Source organism: Luteibacter sp. HA06 (assembly GCF_054061215.1).
In genome coordinates, this window is the sequence record NZ_JBSSDZ010000001.1 from 3,924,567 (window position 1) to 3,947,811 (window position 23,245).

Annotated in this window: 21 protein-coding genes; 6 read left to right on the forward strand and 15 right to left on the reverse strand. The window is 62.1% G+C overall.

The window, feature by feature from the left end; genetic code table 11:
* Positions 1 to 79: 79 nt before the first annotated feature.
* The gene (gene trxA, locus ACVWWJ_RS18100) at positions 80 to 952 is read left to right on the forward strand and encodes a thioredoxin (protein WP_456968972.1); all 873 of its coding nucleotides are present in this window, start codon (positions 80 to 82) and stop codon (positions 950 to 952) included.
* A gap of 185 nt (positions 953 to 1,137) precedes the next feature.
* Here the strand turns inward: trxA and ACVWWJ_RS18105 are convergent, their stop codons facing one another.
* Positions 1,138 to 1,587, reverse strand: coding sequence for a DUF4442 domain-containing protein (locus ACVWWJ_RS18105; RefSeq protein ID WP_159895988.1), 450 nt, complete (start codon positions 1,585 to 1,587; stop codon positions 1,138 to 1,140).
* A gap of 155 nt (positions 1,588 to 1,742) precedes the next feature.
* Between ACVWWJ_RS18105 and ACVWWJ_RS18110 the strand changes: the two genes are divergently transcribed.
* Positions 1,743 to 3,656 (forward strand): M61 family metallopeptidase, encoded by a 1,914-nt coding sequence (locus tag ACVWWJ_RS18110; RefSeq protein ID WP_456968973.1) that lies wholly within the window; start codon positions 1,743 to 1,745, stop codon positions 3,654 to 3,656.
* Positions 3,657 to 4,108: 452 nt separating this feature from the next.
* On the opposite strand, the gene ACVWWJ_RS18115 is transcribed toward ACVWWJ_RS18110, so the two are convergent.
* The 5 genes from ACVWWJ_RS18115 to ACVWWJ_RS18135 form a co-directional block, all read right to left on the reverse strand.
* On the reverse strand, positions 4,109 to 4,630 hold the full coding sequence (locus ACVWWJ_RS18115; protein WP_456968974.1) for a Dps family protein: 522 nt from the start codon (positions 4,628 to 4,630) through the stop codon (positions 4,109 to 4,111).
* Between the two features lie 105 nt (positions 4,631 to 4,735).
* Complete coding sequence (locus ACVWWJ_RS18120; protein ID WP_456968976.1) at positions 4,736 to 6,124, reverse strand: sensor histidine kinase; 1,389 nt, start codon at positions 6,122 to 6,124, stop codon at positions 4,736 to 4,738.
* Positions 6,121 to 6,786 (reverse strand): response regulator transcription factor, encoded by a 666-nt coding sequence (locus tag ACVWWJ_RS18125; RefSeq protein ID WP_159893657.1) that lies wholly within the window; start codon positions 6,784 to 6,786, stop codon positions 6,121 to 6,123. The genes ACVWWJ_RS18120 and ACVWWJ_RS18125 overlap by 4 nt, the downstream gene beginning before the upstream one ends.
* Before the next feature lie 72 nt (positions 6,787 to 6,858).
* A complete protein-coding gene (locus tag ACVWWJ_RS18130; protein ID WP_456968977.1) occupies positions 6,859 to 7,464 on the reverse strand; it encodes a hypothetical protein in 606 nt (201 codons plus the stop codon).
* Complete coding sequence (locus tag ACVWWJ_RS18135; protein WP_456968978.1) at positions 7,451 to 7,981, reverse strand: RNA polymerase sigma factor; 531 nt, start codon at positions 7,979 to 7,981, stop codon at positions 7,451 to 7,453. Before ACVWWJ_RS18135 ends, ACVWWJ_RS18130 begins: the two co-directional genes overlap by 14 nt.
* An 80-nt stretch (positions 7,982 to 8,061) precedes the next feature.
* Between ACVWWJ_RS18135 and ACVWWJ_RS18140 the strand changes: the two genes are divergently transcribed.
* Complete coding sequence (locus ACVWWJ_RS18140) at positions 8,062 to 9,855, forward strand: M14 family metallopeptidase (protein ID WP_456968979.1); 1,794 nt, start codon at positions 8,062 to 8,064, stop codon at positions 9,853 to 9,855.
* 223 nt (positions 9,856 to 10,078) lie between these two features.
* On the opposite strand, the gene ACVWWJ_RS18145 is transcribed toward ACVWWJ_RS18140, so the two are convergent.
* Entirely contained in the window at positions 10,079 to 11,701 is a 1,623-nt protein-coding gene (locus ACVWWJ_RS18145; RefSeq protein ID WP_456968980.1) for a multicopper oxidase family protein, read from the reverse strand.
* Entirely contained in the window at positions 11,694 to 13,385 is a 1,692-nt protein-coding gene (locus ACVWWJ_RS18150) for a phospholipase C (RefSeq protein ID WP_456968981.1), read from the reverse strand. The genes ACVWWJ_RS18145 and ACVWWJ_RS18150 overlap by 8 nt, the downstream gene beginning before the upstream one ends.
* Positions 13,386 to 13,621: 236 nt before the next feature.
* Here ACVWWJ_RS18150 and ACVWWJ_RS18155 point away from each other — a divergent pair, with 236 nt between their 5' ends.
* The gene (locus ACVWWJ_RS18155; RefSeq protein WP_159893667.1) at positions 13,622 to 15,763 is read left to right on the forward strand and encodes a M13 family metallopeptidase; all 2,142 of its coding nucleotides are present in this window, start codon (positions 13,622 to 13,624) and stop codon (positions 15,761 to 15,763) included.
* A 191-nt stretch (positions 15,764 to 15,954) separates the two neighbouring features.
* Here the strand turns inward: ACVWWJ_RS18155 and ACVWWJ_RS18160 are convergent, their stop codons facing one another.
* The 7 genes from ACVWWJ_RS18160 to ACVWWJ_RS18190 all read right to left on the reverse strand — a co-directional run bounded on the left by ACVWWJ_RS18160 (position 15,955) and on the right by ACVWWJ_RS18190 (position 21,761).
* Positions 15,955 to 16,254 carry a DCL family protein gene (locus ACVWWJ_RS18160; protein WP_456968982.1) on the reverse strand — a complete coding sequence of 100 codons (300 nt, stop codon included), beginning with the start codon at positions 16,252 to 16,254 and terminating at the stop codon, positions 15,955 to 15,957.
* 26 nt (positions 16,255 to 16,280) lie between these two features.
* Positions 16,281 to 17,315: a hypothetical protein gene (locus ACVWWJ_RS18165; protein WP_456968983.1), complete on the reverse strand. Its 1,035-nt coding sequence runs from the start codon at positions 17,313 to 17,315 to the stop codon at positions 16,281 to 16,283.
* A gap of 50 nt (positions 17,316 to 17,365) precedes the next feature.
* A protein-coding gene (locus tag ACVWWJ_RS18170; RefSeq protein ID WP_456967568.1) for an IS3 family transposase occupies positions 17,366 to 18,453 on the reverse strand; the annotation gives its coding sequence in 2 pieces (ribosomal slippage) (positions 17,366 to 18,201 and positions 18,201 to 18,453; 1,089 coding nt in all).
* A gap of 63 nt (positions 18,454 to 18,516) precedes the next feature.
* Positions 18,517 to 19,620, reverse strand: a complete 1,104-nt coding sequence (locus ACVWWJ_RS18175; protein WP_456968984.1) for a DEAD/DEAH box helicase — start codon at positions 19,618 to 19,620, stop codon at positions 18,517 to 18,519.
* Between the two features lie 132 nt (positions 19,621 to 19,752).
* Complete coding sequence (locus tag ACVWWJ_RS18180) at positions 19,753 to 20,613, reverse strand: hypothetical protein (protein WP_456968985.1); 861 nt, start codon at positions 20,611 to 20,613, stop codon at positions 19,753 to 19,755.
* Positions 20,614 to 20,916: 303 nt separating this feature from the next.
* Positions 20,917 to 21,057 (reverse strand): hypothetical protein, encoded by a 141-nt coding sequence (locus ACVWWJ_RS18185; RefSeq protein WP_456968986.1) that lies wholly within the window; start codon positions 21,055 to 21,057, stop codon positions 20,917 to 20,919.
* Between the two features lie 38 nt (positions 21,058 to 21,095).
* Positions 21,096 to 21,761, reverse strand: a complete 666-nt coding sequence (locus ACVWWJ_RS18190) for a response regulator (protein ID WP_456968987.1) — start codon at positions 21,759 to 21,761, stop codon at positions 21,096 to 21,098.
* Positions 21,762 to 21,855: 94 nt separating this feature from the next.
* Between ACVWWJ_RS18190 and ACVWWJ_RS18195 the strand changes: the two genes are divergently transcribed.
* Together ACVWWJ_RS18195 and ACVWWJ_RS18200 are read left to right on the forward strand one after the other, a co-directional pair.
* Positions 21,856 to 22,455, forward strand: coding sequence for an ABC transporter ATP-binding protein (locus ACVWWJ_RS18195; RefSeq protein ID WP_456968988.1), 600 nt, complete (start codon positions 21,856 to 21,858; stop codon positions 22,453 to 22,455).
* Positions 22,452 to 23,240: an ABC transporter permease gene (locus ACVWWJ_RS18200; RefSeq protein ID WP_456968989.1), complete on the forward strand. Its 789-nt coding sequence runs from the start codon at positions 22,452 to 22,454 to the stop codon at positions 23,238 to 23,240. The genes ACVWWJ_RS18195 and ACVWWJ_RS18200 overlap by 4 nt, the downstream gene beginning before the upstream one ends.
* Positions 23,241 to 23,245 lie beyond the last annotated feature (5 nt).

Genomic DNA, 23,245 nt, shown 5'->3' on the forward strand with positions numbered 1-23,245 from the left:
TAAATTGGCGTCAGGGCTTGATATGCTCCGCCTCTTCCCCGATTTACGGGGCATTGAATCCGTGTCCCAGGAGCCCCCCGTGAGCAGCGCCCAGACCACCAGCGAACACATCTTCGACGCGACCACGGCCGCTTTCGAGGACGAGGTCATCAAGGCCTCGCTCGAAACCCCGGTCCTGGTCGACCTGTGGGCCGAGTGGTGCGGCCCGTGCAAGTCGCTCGGTCCCATCCTCGAAAAACTCGCCGTGGAGTTCAATGGCGGCTTCCGCCTGGCAAAGATCGACGTGGATGCCGAGCAACAGCTCGCCGCCATGTTTGGCGTGCGCAGCATCCCGACGGTCATCCTGATCAGCGGTGGACAGGTCGTGGACGGCTTCGCCGGTGCGCTGCCCGAGGGACAGATCCGCGAATTCCTGACCAAGCACGGCGTCCAGCCAGCCGAAGCTGCCAATGACGACGACGCCGATGTCGCCATCCCGGAAACGGCCGAAGAAGCCATCAACCGGCTGCAGCAGGCGATCGCCGCCGAGCCGGAGCGCCCGGAACTCAAGCTCGACCTCGCCCTGGCCCTGATGCGCGCCGGCAACGTCGCCTCGGCCCAGTCCGAGCTGGACGCCCTGCCCGCCAATCTGGCCACGGATGCGCGCGCTGTTCGCCTGCGCAGCCAGCTGGAGCTTTCCCGCGCCCTCGCCGGTGCGCCGTCGCTTCCTGAACTGCAGGCCCGCGTGCAGGCGGACGAAAGCGACTGGGAAGCCCGCGACCTCCTCGGCGTGCGCCTGCTGATCGAAGGCGAGGCTGCGGCCGGTCTTGACCAGTTCCTGGATATCCTCAAGCGTCAGCGCGACTGGAACGAAGGCCAGGCGAAGAAGCGGCTGCTCGCGGCATTTACCACGCTCGATGACGCGGCGCTGGTCAGCCAGTACCGGCGGAAGATGGCTTCGCTGGTCTTTTAGGGAATCGCCGCTGAAGCGGCTCCCACAAGAGCCTCGCCGCTGAAGCGGCTCCTACAGGAGCATCGCCGCTGAAGCGGCTCCTACAGGAGCATCGCCGCTGAAGCGGCTCCCACATACAGCTGCGCTGTAGGGCGGGTGCCTTGTGTGGGAGCCGCTTCAGCGGCGATGCTCCTGGCCCGCTCCCCTCACCGCCCCTTCTTGCGCCTCACATAAAGCTGCTTCCGCACCGAAGCCACCAGTTCGCCGGATGCCGTGCGCACATCCGTATCGAACCAGCGCAGGCACTTCTCACCGTTCGCTGTCGCCGCGCGCAGCTCGTCGAGGACACCGTCCTCGATCCGGAACTCCGCGAACACATCCTCCCGACCTGGCGCAACGAAGCGAATCTCGCCTGCCTGGTCCCAGACGATGTAATCGTCGCCCAGGCTCTTCAGGGTCATGATCATCCAGAAGGGATCGGTCATCGAGAACAGGCTGCCGCCGAAATGCGTCCGCACGTAATTGCGGTTGTACCAGGCCAGCTTGAGTTTCACCCTTGCATGGCGGTAGTCGTCGTCGATCCGTAGCACGCGTACGCCAGCGAACAGGAACGGTGGCCACCAGTTGAGGACGCGCCGCAGGGTACTTGCTTTCATGGACGGGGATGCCTGGATCGGGGCCGATCATCGTAGTCGCGCAGGTTCGGCGAACGTAGTACCCCGTTTTAAACGAGGGGTGACCAATGGCAGGGGGCCACCCGCGGCCACGCGCCTACCATCGATCGCTACTACCCGCCGCCGGAATCCGAGCCATGCGCCTTACGCTCCGCCGTGCCACCCTGCCCGCCGCCCTCGCCCTGGCGATGGCCTTTTCAGGCTCCTCCGCCCTCGCCCAGGATCTGCCCGCTCCGGTCGACCAGCCCTACCAGGGCACCCTCGGCCTGACCGTAGACCTCACCGATGCGCCGAAGAACATCTACCACGTGCGCGAAACCATTCCGGTCGCTTCCGGTCCGCTCACACTCTTCTATCCGAAATGGATTCCCGGCGAGCACTCGCCCTCGGGCCCGATCCAGAACGTGGCCGGTGTGCAGATCAGCGCGAACGGCAAGCCACTGGCCTGGCGTCGCGACCTCAAGGAAATGTACGCGCTGCACCTGGATGTTCCGGCCGGGGTCGACAAGCTCGACATCGCGTTCGAGTTTCTTGCACCGCGCGAATCGGGCGGCTTTTCTTCCAGCCCTTCGTCCACGCCTAACTTCGTTGCGCTCGAGTTCAACCAGGTCGCGTTCTATCCGGCGGGCTACTACACCAGCCGCATCATGATCCAGCCGACCGTGAAGCTACCGGCGGGATGGAAATTTGCCAGCTCGCTGGAAACGGATACGCCCGACAGCGCATCGCCGAGCTTCAAGGCCGTCAGCTTCGAAAACCTCGTCGATTCCCCGCTGATCGCTGGCCGTCACTTCAACCGCGTCGATCTCGCGCCGGGTGACAAGACGGTCGTCCATCTGAACATCGTGGGTGACAGCGCGGCGAGCGTCAAAGCCACCGATAAGCAGATCGCTGGCCAGCGCGCCCTGATCGTGCAGGCCAACAAGCTCTTCGGCGCGCACCACTACAGCCATTACGACTTCCTGCTGATCAACTCCGACCACACGCAGCACTTCGGCCTGGAGCATCATCAGTCGAGCGACGATCGCCTGTTCGCCAACTTCCTCACCGACAACGACGTCAACCTCGCCGCAGGCACGTTGCTGCCGCACGAGTACGTGCACTCGTGGAATGGCAAGTTCCGCCGCCCCGCCGACCTGTGGACACCGACGTTTACCGAAACCATGCAGGACGACCTGCTGTGGGTGTACGAAGGCCTCACCGACTACTGGTGTGGCGTGCTCGCCGCACGCTCCGGCATCTGGACCACCGACCAGTGGCGCGATTCGCTGGCGAGCATCTCGGCGGGTATGTCCAATCGCACCGGTCGCTCATGGCGCTCGCTGCAGGATACGGCCGATGCCGCGCCGCTCACCTATGCCGGTGGTGGTGGCTGGTCCAACTACCGTCGCGGTACGGACTTCTATCCGGAAGGCCAACTACTCTGGCTCGACGTCGACACGAAGATCCGCGACCTCTCGGGCGGCAAGCACTCCCTCGACGACTTCGCGCGTGCGTTCTACGGCATGGACAACGGCGAGTACGGCACGAAGACCTATACCTTCGAAGATGTCGTCGGCACGCTCAACAGCGTGCAGCCCTTCGACTGGGCGAGCTTCCTGCGCCAGCGGCTCGACGCCACCGGCAATACGCTGCCCGAGCACGGCATCGAGAACGGTGGCTGGAAGGTCGTCTACGACGACAAGCCGAGCGGGTTCGACAAGACGGCCGAGACGATCCGCAAGTCGACCAACCTGGCCTATTCGCTTGGCGTGCAGGTGAACGAGAAGGGCGTGATCCAGGACGTGCAGTGGGATGGCACCGCAGCGAAGGCCGGACTCGTGCCGGGCCTGACTATCGTTGCCGTCAACGGCAAGGACTTCTCCGGCCAGGTGCTGAAGGATGCCGTGACCGATGCGAAGTCGACCACGACGCCGATCGAATTCCTGGTCAAGAACATCGACGAATACACCACCGTGAAAGTCGACTATCACGGTGGGCTGAAGTACCCGCACCTGGTGCGCGGCGATGGCAAGGACCTTATCGGGGTGATTGCCACGCCGCGGAAGTAAATCGCTGTGAAACGAAGGGGCGCGGCCAGCTGGTCGCGCCCCTTTTTTATGGTTCTTCGCGGAATTTCGGGGCGCTGCAGGCCAGACGTCGCGGCGCAGAGCCTTCGGTGCTTGGAGGTCACGGCGCAGAGCCTTCGGTGCCTGGCTAGCGAGGCGCAGAGCCTTCGGTGCCCACCCTCGCTGCTCAGACACCCCTTCGCGTTTCGTACCGGAAAGGCCGCTACCGCGGCCCATGTTCTTATTTGGCCTACGGCCGCTCCACTTGTCGGGAACTCGCCTCGAGGGTGGGCACCAAGGTCTCCTCGCGAGACGCCCAAGTGTGCGGCCGACGGGCCATCGCCGCTGAAGCGGCTCCCACATGGTCGAAGGCGGGCCATGTGCGAGGTGCGAAAGAATGGCCGGGGCTGACGGCCGAGCGCCAAGCCCCGGTAATCTGCGACGAACCCTTTTTATCAGGGGTTCTCGCGATTGGTCTCGAAGAGGAACCACACGCGGCGTTCGCTCTGGTCGATCCAGTTCTCGATGAGGCTTGCGGTGGCGACGTCGGAGTACTCGTCGCACAGCGAGTGGGTTTCACGCAGGAAGCCCACCAGGCGCTGGTTGTCCTCGCGTAGTTCGGCCAGCATGTCCTGCGGGGTGACGAAATCGGCGTCGTTGTCGGAGAGGCGCTGCAGGCGCGCGATGTGCCCGATCGAACGCAGCGTGGTGCCACCGATCTTGCGCACGCGCTCGGCGAGATCGTCGGTCATGCTGAAGATCTGCTCGCCCTGCTCATCGAGCAGCAGGTGCAGGTCGCGGAAACGCGGACCCGACATATGCCAGTGGAAATTCTTCGTTTTCAGGTAAAGCGCGAACGTGTCCGCAAGCAGGGCGTTGAGTTCGGCGGAGATGTCACGGGTCGCATCGGCACCAAGTCCGGTCGGGGTGTGCAGATCGGCTTTGCGCTTGGCCTTGGTCGCTTCGGGGTTCTTCATTGCGGCACTCCACGGAGGGGCCCCTGAGTATGCGCCGCCGTTTGTTACCGGGATTGGAAATTCCGCGCGCCTGTCCCACTGAGAGCATTGCCGATGAATCGGCTCCTACAGGGGCAGGGTTACGATGACTCGTAAGCCCGGCCCCGATTCTGCATCCAGCAGGTCGATCGTGGCGCCATGGACTTCGGCAGCGCGCTGGACGATGGAAAGGCCGAGGCCGTAGCCCTCGCCACGGGTGTCCAGCCCGCGCTGGAACCGGGTGAACATGGAGGCGCGGCGCTCGCGCGGAATGCCGGGACCGTCATCGACGACCTCGATCACCGCCTCGTCGCCGTCGCGAGTGATGGAGAGCTCCACGTGACCACCCGCCGGCACATGCCGGAAGGCGTTTTCCAGCAGGTTGCGCAGCAAGGCACCGAGGGCGACGCCATAGCCGTCCAGAACCAGATTGACGGGCAGCTCGCGGATGCTCAGCTCGACCCCACCGCGACCGATCAGCGGCGTAAGCTCGTCGATCACTTCCAGGGCCAGTTCGCCCAGGTCGACGCGACTGCGTGGCCCGGAGGCCGCGCCGACTTCAAGCCGTGCCAGCGCGAGCAACTGCTCGGTGCGTCTGGCCAGCGACACCAGACACTCGCGAGCCGCTTCCAGGGCTGCCTGCGCTTCGAGTGGCTGGGCCGAACTCATCGCGTTCTCGAGGTTGATCATGGTCGAGGCCAACGGTGTGCGCAGCTCGTGGGCAACGTCCGCGCTGAAGCGCCGCTCTCGTTCGAGGGCACTCTCGAGGCGACTGATCTGACCATTGAGGGCGTCGAGCACCGGCTTGAGTTCGGTAGGCGCGTTCTCCAGCCGAATCGGCTCCCTGCTCCCCGGCTCGCGGCGCGACAGCGCTCGGGCGAGAGTCTCCAGTGGCCCCAGACCGCGTCGGATCGCCCAGCCGACCAGCAAGGCGAGCAGGGGCAGCCCGAGAAAGGTCGGCAGACCATGTTCAACCCACAACGCGCGAGTGATTTCGTGCCGGCTGTCATAACGCTCGCCGGAGCGAATCGTGATGCCGTCGTCTTCCATGATCAGGGTGAACACACGCCACGTGTGCCCGTCGCTGGTGACATCTTCGAACGCGCCGTCGGCGGCACGCGTATTCGGCAGCTTCGCGAGGTTCTCTGTGGCCAGAAGCAGCGTGCCATCGCGATCGAAGACTTCGAAGCCCACCTCCGATTCGTACGTGCGCCCCTGCACCATCAATTCCTGCGGATGATTGGACACGCTCGGCACCAGCAGGCGCGCGGCCCGCTGGCTGCGCAGCTGTTCCACGCCGATTCGCCCGACGAGCACTTCCAGCGTACGGGCAGCCTGGGCGAGGCGTCCGTCGGAGAGTTCATCCACTTCTTCCAGCGTGCGTTTTGCGCTGAGCATGCCCAGCGGGACGAGGACCGCGCCGAGCACGAAGACGATCAGGACCAGGAGGCGAGATCGCAGGCTGAGCGGCTTCACTTAGGCTCCCGCGGGATCATGTAGCCGAAGCCGCGCACGGTCTGGATCGCATCGTGGCTAAGCTTTCGTCGCAGGGCGTGCACGAGCACCTCGAGCGCACTGGTACTCATCACCGCCTCCGGCCCGTACAACGAGGCTTCCAGCGCCTCGCGCCGGACGATGCGTCCCACTCGTTCCATCAGCGCCTGCAACAGCGCGAACTCACGCCGGGTGAGTTCGATCTTGTCGCCGTGCCAGGTCACCTCGCAGTTGCCCAGGTCCAGGCTGAGCGCGCCCGCTTCGAGTTGGTTGACGGCATCGCCACGGACTCGTCGTGCGAGGGAGCGGATGCGTGCGGCCAGTTCGTCGAGGTGAAACGGCTTGACCAGGTAGTCGTCAGCCCCGGCATCGAGTACACGAATGCGCGAGTCCAGGGCTTCGCGGGCGGACATCACGATGACTGGCGTCGTCACCCGAGCCTGGCGTGCCTCGACAAGAACATCCATGCCGTCCTTGCCGGGAAGGCCCAGGTCCAGGAGCACCAGGTCGGCCTCGTGATCGCGCATGGCCGCCAGCGCCTCGTTGCCGTCGCGAAACCAGCTGATCGTATAGGTCAGCCGCTCCAGCGCCCTGCGGATGGCGTCGCCGAGCTGGGCATCGTCTTCGACAAGGATGATGTGCAAGAGGGCGAGCCTGTGGCGGGGACGGTGAGTAGTATCGGCGCCCCGAGCTTAGTACCGCCTTAGAGCTCCCGGTCAACCGGCCTCGAAGCGGGCGATCTCGTCCAGGCGCTCGCGGGCCCGGCGCGTTGCCTTGCCCCCGGAAGGACCGCTGAGGCGTGTCACCAGGACGAAAACGGCCAGGCAAACCGCGGCGGTCAGGAGCTGGAAGCCAATGATGCGCGGATTTGTGGCAACGATGTCTACGCCCAGCAGACAGAACGCCCAGATCACCATGGCAACCCACATGAAGCAACCCACGGCACCGAACCAGCGGCCTTCGCGAATCCGCCAGGCGCGCAGGGTCGCGACCCTGCGTTGAAGTTCCAGCACGGGAGCCGCCTCGTTGACCCGGGCCACGAGGAACAGGTTCCGTGCCGCGGCGACGATCATGGCGACACCGTAAACGTGCAGCAGTAGTCCGGTCACCAGAAGGTTCGGGACATGACGATGGTCAAACCAGAACGATCCCGCTGCCATGGCGAGAGCGACCCCGGCCACGACCTGGACGGACTGTCCGATGATCAACGGCCTCAACTCGGCACGAACGCCATCGCGGACACCCGTGGCGGCGATTGTTTCGAGCCGTGCCACGCGCTGGTCCAGCACCTGCCACGCCGCCTTCAGTTCATCGAGTTCCATGGTTTCCTCCTGCCTGTGGGGCCGCGCCGGTCATGTCCCGGCGAAGGCGCTGCTTGAGGCGCGCGAGACGCGTGCCGACGTTCGACTCACCGATCCCGAGTACTGCCGCGATCTCGGCGTAAGGCTGCTCGTCGAGGTAGAGCATCATCAGGGCGCGATCGAGGGGCTCCAGCATCCCGATCGCTCGCGCCAGCTCGCTTAGCCGCTCATCAGGCTCGTTGATCGGGGTGCCGCCGGCGAGCGTGTCGATCAGGGTCTCATCCAGTGGCTGCGTCCGCTCGCGCTGGCGCCGGGCATGCGACAGGCCGACATTGAGCGCCACGCGATACATCCACGTCGAGAACGGGCGGGCCGCGTCATAACCCGCGAAGGATCGCCACACCTGAAGCAGGATTTCCTGCGCCAGATCACGCCGGTCCTCCTCGCCGCGGGCGTAGACGGCCGCGACCTTGAAGACGATCTTCCGGTGTGTCTGCAGCAGCGCTTCGAAAGCGCGCTGCCTGTCGGCGTCAGCCATGACCTCTCCTCTTTCCCCCATGATTCGCGACAACGAGGAAAAAATCACACAATGGACGGATTCTCCTGCCGGATGGGTCCATGCCTGCCACGCTCCCCGCTCGCCTCCTCCTCGCCCTGATCGCCGTGGCCCCCATGGCCGTTTGCGCGAAGGACACCTGGATAACCCCCGCCGAGGCGTCCTCGTTCCGCACCACGCCCTCCTACGCGCAGACGCAGGCGTTCCTCCAGCGTCTGGTCGCAGCAGCGCCGGACACCCTCCGGCTGGAGACCTTCGGCACGACACCCGAGGGCCGGCCGATGATGGTCGTGATCGCCGCGAAAGACGGCGACCTCACACCGGAGAAGGCGCGCGCCGCCGGCAAGCCCATCGTGCTGCTGCAGGCGGGTATCCATCCCGGCGAGATCGAAGGCAAGGACGCTGGCCTGATGCTCCTGCGCGATTTCGCCACGACGCACCGCCTGCCCCATCTGCTCGACCATGCTGTACTCGTCTACATCCCGGTGTACAGCGTCGACGGTCATGAAAACTCGAATCCCTACAACCGCATCAATCAGAACGGCCCCACTGAGATGGGTTTTCGCGGCCAGTCGCAGTACCTCAATCTCAACCGCGATTACGTCAAGGCGGATGCGCCGGAAACCCGTGCGTGGCTGAAGCTGTGGAACGCGTGGAAACCCGACCTGCTGATCGACATCCACACCACCGATGGTGCGGATTACCAGTACGACCTCACCTGGTATGCCGAGGACGCGCACAAGCTGCCACCGTCCATTGCTGCGTGGCAGAAGACCGCGTATGAGCAGAGCGCCATTCCCGCGTACGAGAAACTTGGCCACCTTGCTGCGCCTTACCTGGAATTCCGCGATGGCCGCGACCTGACCAAAGGCATCGAGAACTTTGGGTCAGGTCCCCGCTTCTCCACGGGCTATGCGGCCATCCGCAATCGCGCTGGCCTCCTGATCGAAACACACATGCTCAAGTCCTACGAGGTGCGCGTGCGCGCCACGTACGACGTCGTGCGCAGCGTGCTCGGCGTGGTGAACAGCAATCCCGCGGCGCTGCTCCAGGCATCGAAGGTGGCTGACAGCTGGGCCGCCGGACTTTCCGCGAAGCCGGATGCCGCGCTCCCGGTGACGTTCAAGCAGGATCCTGCGCCGACACCGTTCACGCTCAAGGGCTACTCGTTCACGCAGACGAAGAGCGAGGTCTCCGGCGATATCTGGGTGCAATACGATCCGAAGACGAAAAAGAACTACGACATCCAGAACTGGAACGACCTGCTGCCGGATGTCTCCGCTTCGATACCCGCCGCCTGGGCCATCCCGCCGCAGTGGACGGACGCGATCGAACGCCTCGACGCTCACGGCATTCCGTACACGCGCACGACCACGCCACTACGCGTCCACGTCGAACGCGACGAGATGACCGACCCGAAGTGGACGGACAAGCCCTTCGAAAGTCATCACATGCTGAAGGACGTGCGGATCGCCTCGTCGAAGCAGGATATCGATCTTCCCGCCGGCACCGTCATCGTCCGTGCGGATAACGCGGATGCCGTGCTCGCCCTGAACCTGCTCGACGCCCGCGCACCCGATTCACTGCTGCGCTGGGGCTACTTCAACGCCGTGTTCGAGCAGAAGGAATACGGCGAGCCGCGCGTGCTCGAGGCATTGGCGCGCAAGATGATGGCCGGGAACCCGGCGCTGAAAGCCGAATTCGAGGCAAAGCTCAAGAGCGACGCCACCTTCGCCGCCAGCCCCCGTGCCCGCCTCACCTTCTTCTACGAACGCAGCCCCTGGTACACGGTGCAGAAGGTGGGCGTGTATCCCGTAGTACGCCTCGACGCCAAAGCCCTGTCCAACATTCGATAAGGCGCTCTATGTGGGGGCCGCTTTATGTGGGAGCCGCTTCAGCGGCGATCGGGTGCTAGCGGCACCCTTGCCCGCTGCCGCGGGATCGCCGATGAATCGGCTCCCACATTAAGGGGATCGCCGATGAATCGGCTCCCACAGTAAGAGATCGCCGCTGAAGCGGCTCCCACAAGGGCAATAGAGCCTGCGCCGATGAATCGGTTCCTACGAGAGCTGGGCACGGTTAAACAACTACCTCGAACGGCCGCATCATTTCGTTGGCTTCGTGCTCGGCGAGGTGGCAGTGCCAGGCGTAGCGGCCGGCGTAGCCGTCGAAGGTGGCGACGATGCGCGTCACCATGCCCGGATAGGCCTGCACTACGTCCTTCCAGCCGCGCTCGTGCGCCGGCGGTTCCTGCGCCGGCCCCACGTAACGGATGGTCTTCTTCTCCATGTACTCGTCGACGTCGTAAGGACGGCGGTCGAGGATCTGGAAGCGCACCAAGTGCAGGTGGATCGGGTGCGTGTCCTCGGTGAGGTTCACCAGGCTCCACATCTCGGTGCTGCCGAGCTTCACGGTTTCCGTGACCGGATCATGCCAGCGCTTGCCGTTGAGCAGCATCAGCATAGGCGTGGCGACGCAGTCACTGTACTCGTCGAGCGTGAGTTCGCGAGACTTCGACGCCGAGGCTTCCGTCACTCGCGGCAGATCACGCAGCACGTCCGGCAGCCGGCTGTCATCACGTACCGTGCCCTGCCCGACCGCGAAGCGCATCAACGGCAGCGCATCGTTCATGAGCTCCACCGTGCCGCCACGCAGCGCGGCAAATTCGACCACGAGGTCGGCGCGCTCCCCGGGAGCAAGAAAGATCGACGTCACTTTCGCCGGCGCCGCCAGCAACCCCTGGTCCGAACCAATGGCATGGAATGGCCGGCCGTCCTTGAAGCGCAGGTGATAAAACCGCCCGTTCGCCGCATTCAGCACGCGAAGGCGATAGCGCCGAGGCTGCACATCGGCCCGCGGCAGGATCGCGCCATTCACCAGGGTGAGGTTGCCGAATACCTCGGGCACCCAAGGCGCCGAGGTGTCGCCGGAATCCGGGTAATAAAGGCGTCCGTCGGTACGCAAAAGACGATCGGCGAGTACCAGCGGCAGTTCCTGCTCGCCCGAAGGAAGGCCGAGCGACAACTCGTGGTCGTCACGCAGCAGGTAAAGGCCCATCAGTCCGGCATACATGTTCAGCCGGTTAATGCCCATCGCGTGGTCGTGGTACCACAGCGTGGCCGCGTCCTGCGCGTTGGGATAGTGGTGTTGACGCGACTTGCCGGGAACGTACCAGTCCTCCGGATAGCCGTCGTCTTTATGCGGCACCTTCGCACCGTGCAGATGCACGATGGCACGCACCTCGGGCTGGTCCGCTTCGGCACCGCAGATCGCGTGATCCACGGGCAGGAAATGTTTCGTCGGCAGCGCGTTCGCCCAGCGCACGTCGAACGCTTCTCCCGTCCGCGCTTCGATGGTTGGACCCGGGTAGTGCCCGCCGTACGTCCATAAGTCGGTCGCAGGCAAATCACGATGCAGCTTCTGCGAGGTCTGCGCCATGCGCACGTCGAGGATCTTTCCCGCGACGGGACGCAGTGTCGGAGGAATCGGCAGAGGGTCGACGAACGCCGCCAGCTTGCCCGGATCCACCAGGCCCGGCATGTGCGTGGTGTCGCCCATCGGATGCATGCACAGGTCGTTACCGACCTTGCCCACGGGCGCGGCCTGCATGCCGTGCATGTCATGCGCGAGGAGCCGCGACGGGATCCAACCCGCCGCGGCCACCCACCCTGCCGTCTTCAGGAAGCGACGGCGATCAACCATGCCCACCGTTCCCGAACGGCCACTGCGAGCGCTTCGGCTGGCCGGTCGACTCGTCGAGGATCAGCTTGCGATCGAACAGGCGCGGGAAGAAGAAGTCGAACATGCTGTCGATACGACCCGCCGTGGCGTCGGTGGAACCGCCGCCCAGGCGCTTGCTGCCGAGCCAGTTGTCTTCGATGAAGCGGGTGATCGAGCTCTGGTCGGTCACGCTGTGGTCGACCATGTTCTCGCGTGCCCACGGTGATACCACCAACAGTGGCAGGCGTGGACCGAAGCCGCAGCGGCCCTGCGCCGGCGTCTTGCCATCGAGACCCGGCAGCGTTACGCGGCCCTTGCACACACCAGCGCCGTCCAGCGCGTCGGTGGTACCGGTCGAGGCGTTCGTGTGCGGCGGCTCCTGGTGGTCGTACCAGCCATCGGAATCGTCGTACGCGATGACCACGGCCGTGTCCTTCCACTCGCCGCCCTGCTGCAGTGCGTTGATCACGTGGACGACGAAGGCCTGCTCATCGACCGGGTCGGAATAACCGGCGTGGCCGTCCTGATAGGCCGGGGCTTTGAGGAAGCTCACCGACGGCAGGTTGTCCGTGTCGAGTGCGTCGTAGAAGTCCTGGATGTCGTACTGGTGATTGGCGGCATCCGTCTTGCCGATCGCGGCGATCGACGACGGCCGCGCGTGCGTCGGGTTGGCCGTGGACGGGTAGTACTGGAACGGCTCGTGATGCGGGCTGTAATCATTGGACGTGGTGTTCGTCACCTTTGACAGCGTGCGGCGGGTGCAGCCGGTGCTGCCATCGGGATTGGCGCGCGTCAGGTCGAACCCACCCTGGAACCAGCCCCAGGTGATGTTCTTCTCGTTGAGCAGGTCACCGACGTTACGACCGCCCATGGTCGCCTGGCTCGCCGTCGGCGAGGCGCAGACGTCGCCGATCGGATCGGGATCGCCGATCATGGTCAGGCCGCCATGGCCGTCGTCTGTCTCGGCGCCGGTGCCGTTGAGCGTGTCGATCACACCGGCGGTCTGGCCGGCGATCAGGTTCACCGCACCCGGCGAAGACGGCCCGAGGGTCGTGCCGTAGTGGTTATCGCTCATGGCGAAGTTCTGCGCGTAGTTCCAGTAGGCCGTGACGGTGTTGCCGTCGTAGTAACCCATGACCTGACCCTTGCCTTCCTCGGCCGCATCGCCACCCGGCAGCGTCTCGCCATGGCCGGTGTACAGCGGGAACAGATCCATCTTGCCGCCGTCGAAGGCGCGCTGTTCCGAGGTGTAGCCGTGGTCCTGGTCGGCCGTGGCCGCCTGGGCCCGGGCCAGGCGAAACGGATTGATCGCCGCGTCGGCGTTACCCGGATTGGCCGCGGTGGGATTCTTCGTCAGCAGGCGATGCGTCAGACCGTTGATCGGGGGCGTGAAAGGCCGCGCATAGAAGGAGGGCTCACCCTTGCCGTTTTCGGCAAAGGGATAGGTACCGAAGTAATGATCGAACGACACGTTCTCCTGGAAGATCACCACCAGGTGCTTGATCGGCGTGGCGGTGCGCGGATTGCTGCCGTGACCGCCGTGGCCGAAGCCCAGCGCGGCCGTGGACGCATCGGCAGGGGCGGAGACCACCTGTTGAGCGGCGACGATCGACGCGGCGGAAAGGGTAAGCACGCAGGCGATACCTGCGGCCAGTAATTTGCGCATGACTTGGCTCCTCGAAAGATGTGGCGGCGGACTGCAAGGATCCGCATCCCCTGTCATGCGGTCCGACCAGCGTAAGAACCGCCTGTGACAGCCGGGGGACAAACGTCGCAAGACCTTGCGAAAATTCTCAATCCATGACCTTCGTCACGGTCCGCCCCCCGGGCGGTTCGCAGCCGCTATGCTCGGAACCCACCGGTGCCCGGGGGCACCGCTTTCAACCGGACAGAGGGACACCCATGACCAAGCAGTACCTGAAGCCGCTCGCACTCGCGCTCGGCGTTGCGCTCGCCGGGACGGCGTGCAGCCAGCACAACGATGCCGATACGGCCGTGCCGGGCGGCAACCAGCCCGCTGCCACGGGCAGCGCCGCCCCGGCGCCGGCCACCACGGTCGCCGCCGCGCCTGCCGCGCCGACGTTCAACGTGGCCGACATCGACACCACGATCGACGCCTGCGACGACTTCAACGGCTTCGTGAACGCCAAGTGGGTGGCCGCCAATCCGATTCCCGAAGACCGTACCCGTTGGGGCGCCTTCGACCAGCTCGCCGAAAGCAGCCTGAACACCCAGCACGACATCGTCGACGCCATGGACAAGGGCGCGACCAACGCCAAGGCGGGCTCGATCGAGCAGAAGATCGGCCTGCTGTACCGCTCGGGCATGAACGAGGGTGCCATCGAGAAGGCCGGCATCGACCCGCTGAAGCCGGAACTGGCCAAGATCGACGCGCTCAAGAGCGGCGACGACGTAGCCAACTTCCTCGACCAGAGCTTCGCCGACGGCGACAGCTACGTGTTCGGCTTCGGCTCGGGCGCCGACTTCAAGAACGCGAAGATGCAGATCGGCTACGCCCAGCAGGACGGGCTCGGCCTGCCGACCAAGGACTACTACACCGATGCCAAGCAGGCGGAAAACCGCAAGGCATACCTCGACTACATCACCAAGACCCTGACGCTCGCCGGTGTTTCCGATGCCGACGCGAAAACCCAGGCCGATGCGGTGATGAAGTTCGAAACCCAGCTGGCCGCCGCCTCGCTGGCGCCGGTGGAACTGCGTGCGCCGGAAAACCAGTATCACTTCGTCACCGTGGCCGAAGCGGACAAGATCACCCCGCACTTCAACTGGGAAAAATTCTTCGCCGCGCAGAACGTGACGATCGACAAGGGCTTCTCGCTGTCGCAGCCGAAGTTCTTCAAGGAAGTCGACAAGATGCTGGCGTCGACGCCGGTCGACGCATGGAAGGCTTACCTTCGCTTCCACGCCATCGACAGCGCGTCGCCGTACCTGTCCAAGACCTTCCAGGACAACAAGTTCGATTTCTACGGCAAGACCCTCGCCGGCCAGCCGCAGCAGAAGCCACGCTGGAAGCGCGTACTCGGTGCCGTCAACTCGTCGATGGGCGAAGCACTCGGCCAGCTGTATGTCGCCAAGGTGTTCAAGCCGGAAGCGAAGCAGCGCGCCAACGAGCTCGTCGACAACGTGCGCAACGCCCTCAAGGCGCGCATCGAGAACCTCGACTGGATGAGCGCCGAGACCAAGGAAAAGGCGATCCAGAAGTGGAACACCTTCCTGCCGAAGATCGGCTACCCGGACAAATGGCGTGACTGGTCGGGCCTGGAAGTGAACGGCGACGACTATTACACGAACGTCGAAGCGGCCAGCAAGTTCAACTACCACTACGACATCGCCAAGATCGGCAAGCCGACCGACCGCCTGGACTGGGGCATGACCCCGCAGACGGTGAACGCGTACTACAACCCGACCGACAACACGATCAATTTCCCGGCCGCGATCCTGCAGCCGCCGTTCTTCGATGCCAAGGGCGACGACGCGATCAACTACGGCGGTATCGGCGCGGTGATCGGCCACGAAGCCAGCCACGGCTTCGACGACGAAGGCAGCCAGTTCGATGGCGAAGGCAACAACAAGAACTGGTGGACTGCCGCCGACAAGAAGAAGTTCGAAGAGCGCACCGGCAAGCTGGTGGCGCAGTTCAACGAATACGCACCGATCAAGGACAAGCCGGACCTGCACGTCAACGGCAAGCTGACCCTGGGCGAGAACATCGCCGACCTGGGCGGCACGGCCGTCGCTTATGACGCCCTGCAGGAAGCGTTGAAGAAGAACCCGCAGGAAGCCAACGAGAAGATCGATGGCTACTCGCAGGACCAGCGTTTCTTCCTCAACTGGGCACGCGTGTGGCGCGGCAGTGTCCGCCAGAAGCAGGCCGAGCTGTATCTCAACGTTGACCCGCACGCACCGGCCTCGCTGCGCGCTATCGGCGCCCCGTCGAACATGGCCTCGTTCGCCACGGCGTTCCAGTGCAAGCCCGACGCAAAGATGGTCCGCTCCGGCGACAAGCTCGTAAAGATCTGGTAACCGCATAACGCAACGCGTCGTATTTGCAGAGGGCGCCGCACATCAATGCGGCGCCCTCTGCTTTTTTAGACTACGGCTACGACAACATCTTTAGACTACGGCTACGACAACATCTTTAGACTATAGCTGCGACAATCGCCGAGCAGGCTTATTCGGCGGTCAAAGGACTCTCAAGATCGGTCATAACGTATTTACCAAATGCCAGTTATGCACCTGCGGTAGGTGAAATCGACCTCGGAACCATCGTGCCGAACGATCCAGAAGCATTTCCAGCCGTATAGATCAGCGTCAACTTTAAAGTACGCAATCCCGCTGCCAACCTTCTCGCCGTAGTGCACGTGCCTCAGAAGGAGGTTCGTGAGATCGACTGCGTCATCCGTCGCTACCTTCGCGCCTATTGCATATCGCCCGAGCATATCTTTGAAAAAGCTGATGGCATCCCCTTGCCGCGCGAAATCGCGATTTCCAATCTTAATAGGCTTCGCAGGCATATCTTCTCCGCTTGCCGACTCTGCACTTATCTATACCAATCAACCAATTCCCTCAGCCGAGGACCAGCCCGATCAATGTTTCGACGAAACACAATTTCGTCTTCCGAAATTCGAAGAACATAAGGAAGAACCTCTTCTATCTGATCTGGCAAGAACCCATATCGCATCATCAACACATGCATAGCATCGTTTGTGCCAAATCGAAGAAGCTCGATGAACTTCAATGCTCGAGCATCCTTTCCATAGTCATGAAAAACTTTCGCTGAAGCCGCGAAAACATCAGAAAGGCAGAACGAGATGACCTTGTCTAGGTAGTCGTAGGTGTCGAATACCACCACATCATAGCTAACGTCGCGCTTTCGCGTGCCCTGGGGGAAAAGAGGATAACCCTTCAGCAAACTTGAATCTGGCAGCTCTGCCGCCTGCTGCGAGAACGCCACAGTGTCGACATCCTTTTCGTCTCTTCGCGAGATACGACTGAACCTCAGGCCAGCAATCTCCCTGAACGAACGACCGGCGAAGGTGGACAGCATAATTGAGACAGCCTCCCTGAAAACAGACTCCTCGCCGTCCAAAAGGACCCTTCCCAGGTAGGACTCGTAAATCGCATGCAACCTCTCGCGAATAGTATTGTGTGAAACCTCATTCTCTCGACCCCGAAGCGCAGCAGCGACGCTCTTTTCCGCTGGGTACAGGAGACTCAACACTTCACTCATTGCGTCTATTGTCTCGGCGCTTCGGAGGCGATCTAACCGCGTGACAGGCATATGGAGATTGTCATCGAAAGTTCCCTCTCTTATCGCGTCAATTATCTCGAATACGTCGTCGGAAACATCCTCGCTTGAGGCATCAAGAATTGATTCTTCAGACAGATGAAATTCCTGACCGATCCTGTCGATAAGAAGCTTGGGATTTTTCGTGTAGACGTAGCCGTAGTCGAACTTTTCTTCGGAAGAAAGCCTTCCGGCACGTCCAATGAGATTTTTAAGGGATAGGGACCTCTTTCCCTCGTCACCTCCCTGCATCCTCATATTGCTGAGCCAGACGATGTCAAAGGGCATATTTACTCCCGTAAGCTTCCCCGTCAAGCAGACATTTCAAAACTAGAGCATCAGGCGGCTTGTTGACGGTACTCGCTGGGTGTCATGTTGCCCAACGAGGCGTGCGGTCGTTGCTCGTTGTAGTCGATGATCCACCAGTGCGCTGCTTCGCGTACGTCTTCGAGGCGAGCGAAGAGGTGTTGATCGAGGACTTCCTCGCGGAAGGTTCGATTGAACCGCTCAATGTACGCGTTCTGGTTGGGCTTGCCTGGCTGGATGTATCGCAAGGCCACGCCGTTAACCTTGAGCCATTGAACGAAATTCTCGCCCAGGAACTCCGGGCCGTTGTCCGAGCGAATCACCTGCGGCAATCCGTGGTCGCGCTTGATCTGCTCGAAGATGCGCACCAGCCGGGCCGATGTGATCGAGGTATCGACCTCGATGTGCAAGGCTTCCCGATTGAAGTCGTCGACGACATTGAAGGTGCGGAAGCGTCGGCCGCACGCCAGCGCGTCGCTCATGAAGTCCATCGACCAGACAGTGTCCGGATGCCTTGGCACGTAGAGCGCGACCCGCTCGCGCTTGGGAAGCCGCCGTCGCGCAGCACGTCGAAGGTTGAGCTTCATCGCTTTGTAGACTCGGTATATTCGCTTCGGATTCCAGTCCGGACGCGTGCGCCGCAGGATGGCGCAGCACTTCCAGAAGCCGCGACTGGGTCGGTCCTCGACCACCTTGGACAAGGCCGCGATCAGCTCCGCATCACGTACCGCGGGGTCAGCCGGCGGCCGGTAATACGCGGCGCGAGAAAGCCCGACGCATTCACAGGACCGGCGGAGCGGGCGCGCATGCACCTCGATGAGGTACTGCACCGCCTCACGCTTGCGCGCCGGCCCTAGAGTTTTTTTGCAATCAGGTCCTTCATCGCGACGTTGTCCAACGCCAGTTCCGCGTACATCCGCTTGAGCTGGGAATTCTCCGCCTCCAGCTCCTTGACCCGCTTCAAATCCGACGCTTCCATGCCACCGTATTTACTCTTCCACTGGTAGTACGTCGCCGAGCTGATCGCTGCCTGTCGGCAGATATCCTTGATCGGCACGCCTGCATCGGCTTGCTTGAGAATGGAGACAATCTGCGTCTCGGTGAACTTTGATTTCTTCATGGATCCTCCGGAGGGAAAGATGCCAGAAGTTCTAGTTCTTGTGTGTCTACCTATTGGGGAAGCTTACGCTCCCTGCGCGAGCGTGCTGGTGGCGAAACATAGCCGAGCATACCCACCCCTAATGAAGTCTTCGATCAGAAATCTGACCTCAAGAGGTACCGACCCATGATGTATCACAACGCCTTGCTGCATCAACGAGATCAACCTTGATCGATGACCAGCGTCATCAGCGCCGAGCATTTCCTTGATGCGCTCAATGATTCCAAGCGCCTCAGGCGCATCCACGTGCGGCAGGTTGCGGATGTAGCCGTCAAGCTCTTCGGTAAACTTTCCGGAATATATTGATGCTTTCGATACATACGAGAGGATCGATTTCTCGCCATCTAGGGCGAACTTCGCAAATCCTCCCCTGAACTCCGCACAGTTCACGAGCCGGGATCCACCTTGCTCGAACGGCGAGAAATAGTAGTCGCTTTCATTCGAATGTCTGAAAACGAAGACCTTTCCAACTGTGCCTTGCGAATAGGATTTCGAGAATGATGCCTCCCCATAGAGTCCGTGCTTTGCAAACTGAGCTTCAGGATTCTCAACGAAAGGGTGTGCAAATATCAGCTTTGCGTTTGGGAAGTGTGTCTTTACTCGCCGAACCAGGACGTCGAACACAACCCCGCGGCCTGCCTCTTCTGATACTTGAGCCTCGTCGAAAAAGAAAACTCGGACATTGAGTTCAGAATGCTTGTCGAATATTTCTCTAGCCCGCTCCGGGGTAAGTACGAATATTCGTCGCAGATCGCGGTTCTTGAAGATCCTGTCGACGAACGGCATCACCATGACACCCTTGCTTCCCGCGAAATGGGACCGGAGTGTTGCGATGAACTCCGCAATCAGCGCGCGCGATGGAACCACGATCACGGCGTCGCCAGTATCGGTGGCGATGAAGTCGCGAATCGAATACGACTTGCCTGCACTCGTCGGTGCCGATATGGAGACGAACTGATTGTCGTCGATTGCTTGACGGACACTTGCCTGAACCGGCGTGAGAACTGCACCATCCGCCGTCTTATTCGCTTGGCCCATTCGAGCCATGAGGAATGAGTACAAGCTTGTTGGCTCCTGCAGCTTATAGAACAGACCCATTGACGCGAGGACCCGCTCCTCAATCAGCACGAACTGCTCCGGGAACATCTCTTTGTATAAACTGAGGTCTCTAGCTTCTCTTGGCTATCGGGCCCCTGATGGTGCAGATTTTCAAGAATTATCCCCAATGTCTCAAGCGGTGAAGCATCTAGGCGTACGCTACTAGGCTTCACAGACCACCCCTACAACAAAAATTTGCTCAACCGCGTATTTCTTAGCGACCATCAGTGCAGAATCACGTGCGTTGGACAGTATCGTTTCGCGATCCTTACCATTCACAGAAAACGCCACGACCACGCCAAACCTATCTCCATCGAGATGCCCGACTGATGCAGGCGAGCAGACACTTATAAGGTGAGGCCTGTCGCGGAAATGCTTTTCGGATTCCAAGAACGATGCGGCCTGATTTATGGCCAGTCCGTGTGGACTATTCGCTCCTGAGTATTTCGCTTCGCCGAAATTGATCAAGGGCGTCGGACACTCCGTATGAAAATCGAACCCCTCATTCTGCTTGAGTTGCGGCTTCCACAGCTCAGCTAGAGGAACTGTCTTGTGTCCGAATATCATCTCCAGAGCTCGCGCCGATCCCATAGACACCATCACTTCGCCGAATTCTTTTGAGACTGGCGAGGTCGGGTCGAGCGCTGTAAATATCCGTGCCAAGACTTCACCCGTCTCTCTGACGGTACGCTCGTATGCACGGCGCGTCCCAGCGTCCAGATTCATAATCCACGAGGAATCCATCACAACGGCAGTTAGCTCCTGCGCGAGCTTCTTAACCTCTTTAACAGAAACCAAACAAACGCTAACCTCTGCCTGAGACAAGTCGGCAAAGTTTTGGTGATCAAGACCCCATTCCAGATCCGCGATAGACGTATTACTTCCCACATATCCCCCATCAAAATCCATTTCTGACCATCCTTCGGTCTGCACTGCTGCATACTGACGGACGGTGTTGCTGACAACCGCACGCTGCCTACGACTCAGCGGCAGGCGCAGATCTCGATCCTCTATCGGCTGCAATCCTTACGACTTTAGGTCGTTTGCTACATAGACCTCGTTGCGGGCATCCTCAGGCCTGCCCGGGTACCTTCGGGCCACCCTTGTTCCTGAAGACCCCTACTGACTGTCCGGACTGAAGAAAAATCGCATCTTGCCGAAATTGCGTAGCTGCATTCCCCCGTCTGGTAGCAGCTGGCTACTCCTTAAGGTTACCTAGCGGACCGCGGAACGTCAGATCAGAGTGCCCTCGATGCCGAACTAGGTTGAGCGCTCTCGCTCGCAGAGTCCTTTGCGGTGCAAGCACGCATCGCGACAGTCACGCCTTCAAGCTATGCGCGCGAGCGCCGCATCGGCGTGCATGGGTGTCCGGTCAGGATCGCCCAGCGGTAATGGCGACAACGAGGCGGCGAGAGAGATGAGCGACTCGTAGGACGCCTGTTGCCAACGATGACGCAGCTTCCTCATGTCACACTACCCACGAGGTGAAGATTCAATTTTCAGATCTAGATCTGGTCGCGCGGCACCATGTAGCCGAAACCGCGGATCGTCTGGATCACATCGGGACTGAGCTTCCGGCGCAGCGAATGGACGAGCACCTCGAGTGCATTCGGACTGACCTCCGATTCCATGCCATAGACCGAGCCTCCGATCACTTCACGGCGGACAATCTTTCCTTGGCGCTCCATGAGGATGCGCAGCAATGCGAATTCGCGCCGAGTCAGTTCGACGCGGCGTTCCTGATAGGTGACCTCGAGGCTACTCAGGTTGAGCAAGAGCGAACCGGCGTTCAACTGGTTGTCCGCCAGCCCCTGCGCGCGCCGCGCAAGTGAGCGGATACGTGCGGCGAGCTCATCAAGATGAAAAGGCTTTGTCATGTAGTCGTCGGCGCCGGCGTCCAGGCCGCGCACGCGCGATTCGACACTGTCGCGCGCAGTCATCACCAGGATCGGCGTCTTGATCTTCAACCGTCGCGCCTCCGTGATGACGTCAATGCCATCTTTCTCCGGAAGTCCGAGGTCGAGCAGCACGAGATCGACACTTTGGTCGCGCAGCGCCTCCAGCCCTTCCGCTCCCGTGCGTAGCCAGGTAACCGTATATGCCAGATGCTCCAGTGCCCGCTTGATCGCTGCACCAAGCCTCGCGTCGTCCTCGACCAAGATGATATTCACGTTACATGCCCTCGGTGGCGACGAAAGCGGCCACTCGCGTCATTATCCTAGCGCTGGCCTGAGACCTTGCTTAGGCCGCCGCACGGATCCCATCATGAGCCTGATCGTAGAAGGATTGCGCAACGCCCTTGCGGGCCCCTTCAATTTTACCGTGACCGCCTGCCAGTGCCTCACTATCACCGGCCCATCCGGCTCCGGAAAGACCGTACTCCTGCGAATGATCGCGGACCTGGATGCCCACGAAGGCACGGTGACGATGGACGGGACCGACCGTGCCTCGATCACCGCCGCCGAGTGGCGGCGTCGCGCCGCCCTCGTTCCCGCCCGCAGCGGCTGGTGGGCAGACAGCGTGGGTGAACACTTCGCACCGGACCGCGAGGCGACATGGCGCGCGCTTGGCGCCGAGCTTTTGCTTCCCACGGCTGTGTTCGACCGTGCCATCGAGGACGTCTCGACAGGTGAGCGCCAGCGCCTCGCCCTGATCCGCGCGCTCCTCATCGAGCCGCGCTTGCTCCTGCTCGACGAACCGACAGCATCCTTGGATCCGGTCGCTACTCAAGCGGTGGAAGGCCTTATCGCGCAACGCCGTGCCGCCGGAACCACCGTCATCTGGGTGACTCACAGCGCCGAACAGGCTATCCGCGTGGGCGACGTGACGCGTCAGATGCATGCTGGCGGAGTGCTTTCCGCATGACACCGCTGTCCCTTCACCCCGCCGACATCGCCATCGCCGCCATCCTCCTGGTGATCGACGCCGCGCTTTCGATCGGCCTGCGCCTGCGCTTCCACCGAGCACTCGTGATCGCTTCGGTGCGCATGGTGATCCAGCTCGTCGCGGTGGGTTACTTGCTGCGCTATGTCTTCGCCGGCCATTCGCCCTGGCTCACTGCCGTGCTTGTGCTGGCCATGTCGCTGGTCGCCGTGCGCGAGGTGGCCGTGCGTCCTGCGCGGCGACTGGTCGGCGGCAATGCCGTCGTTGCCTTGCCCAACGTACTCGGCGTCGTTCTGCTCACCGCCTGCTTCGCGCTGCTGACCGCCATCCGTCCCCACCCGTGGTACGACGCCCGCTACGCCATTCCCCTGGTCGGCATCCTGTTGGGTAGCATTCTTAACGCGGCCAGCATCGCGCTGGCCGGCGTGCTCGACAACGTACGCCAGCAGCGCGATGCGATCGAAGCGCAGTTGATGCTGGGCGCCACGTTCCGCACCGCGACGGCTCCCCTGCTCCGCCGCTCCATTCGCTCGGCGATGGTTCCGGCGATCAACCAGATGGCTGCGGCTGGCGTTATTACCCTGCCCGGCACCATGACCGGGCAGCTTCTGGCCGGGGCCGATCCGGTCGATGCAGTGAAATACCAGATCCTCCTCCTCATCCTTTTGACTGGCGCCAGTTGCCTCGCCGCCGTAGGCACGGCCTACGGTGCGATGGCGCGCCTCGGCGACGAGCGTGACCGGCTCCGCCTCGACAAGCTGAGCTAAAGCTT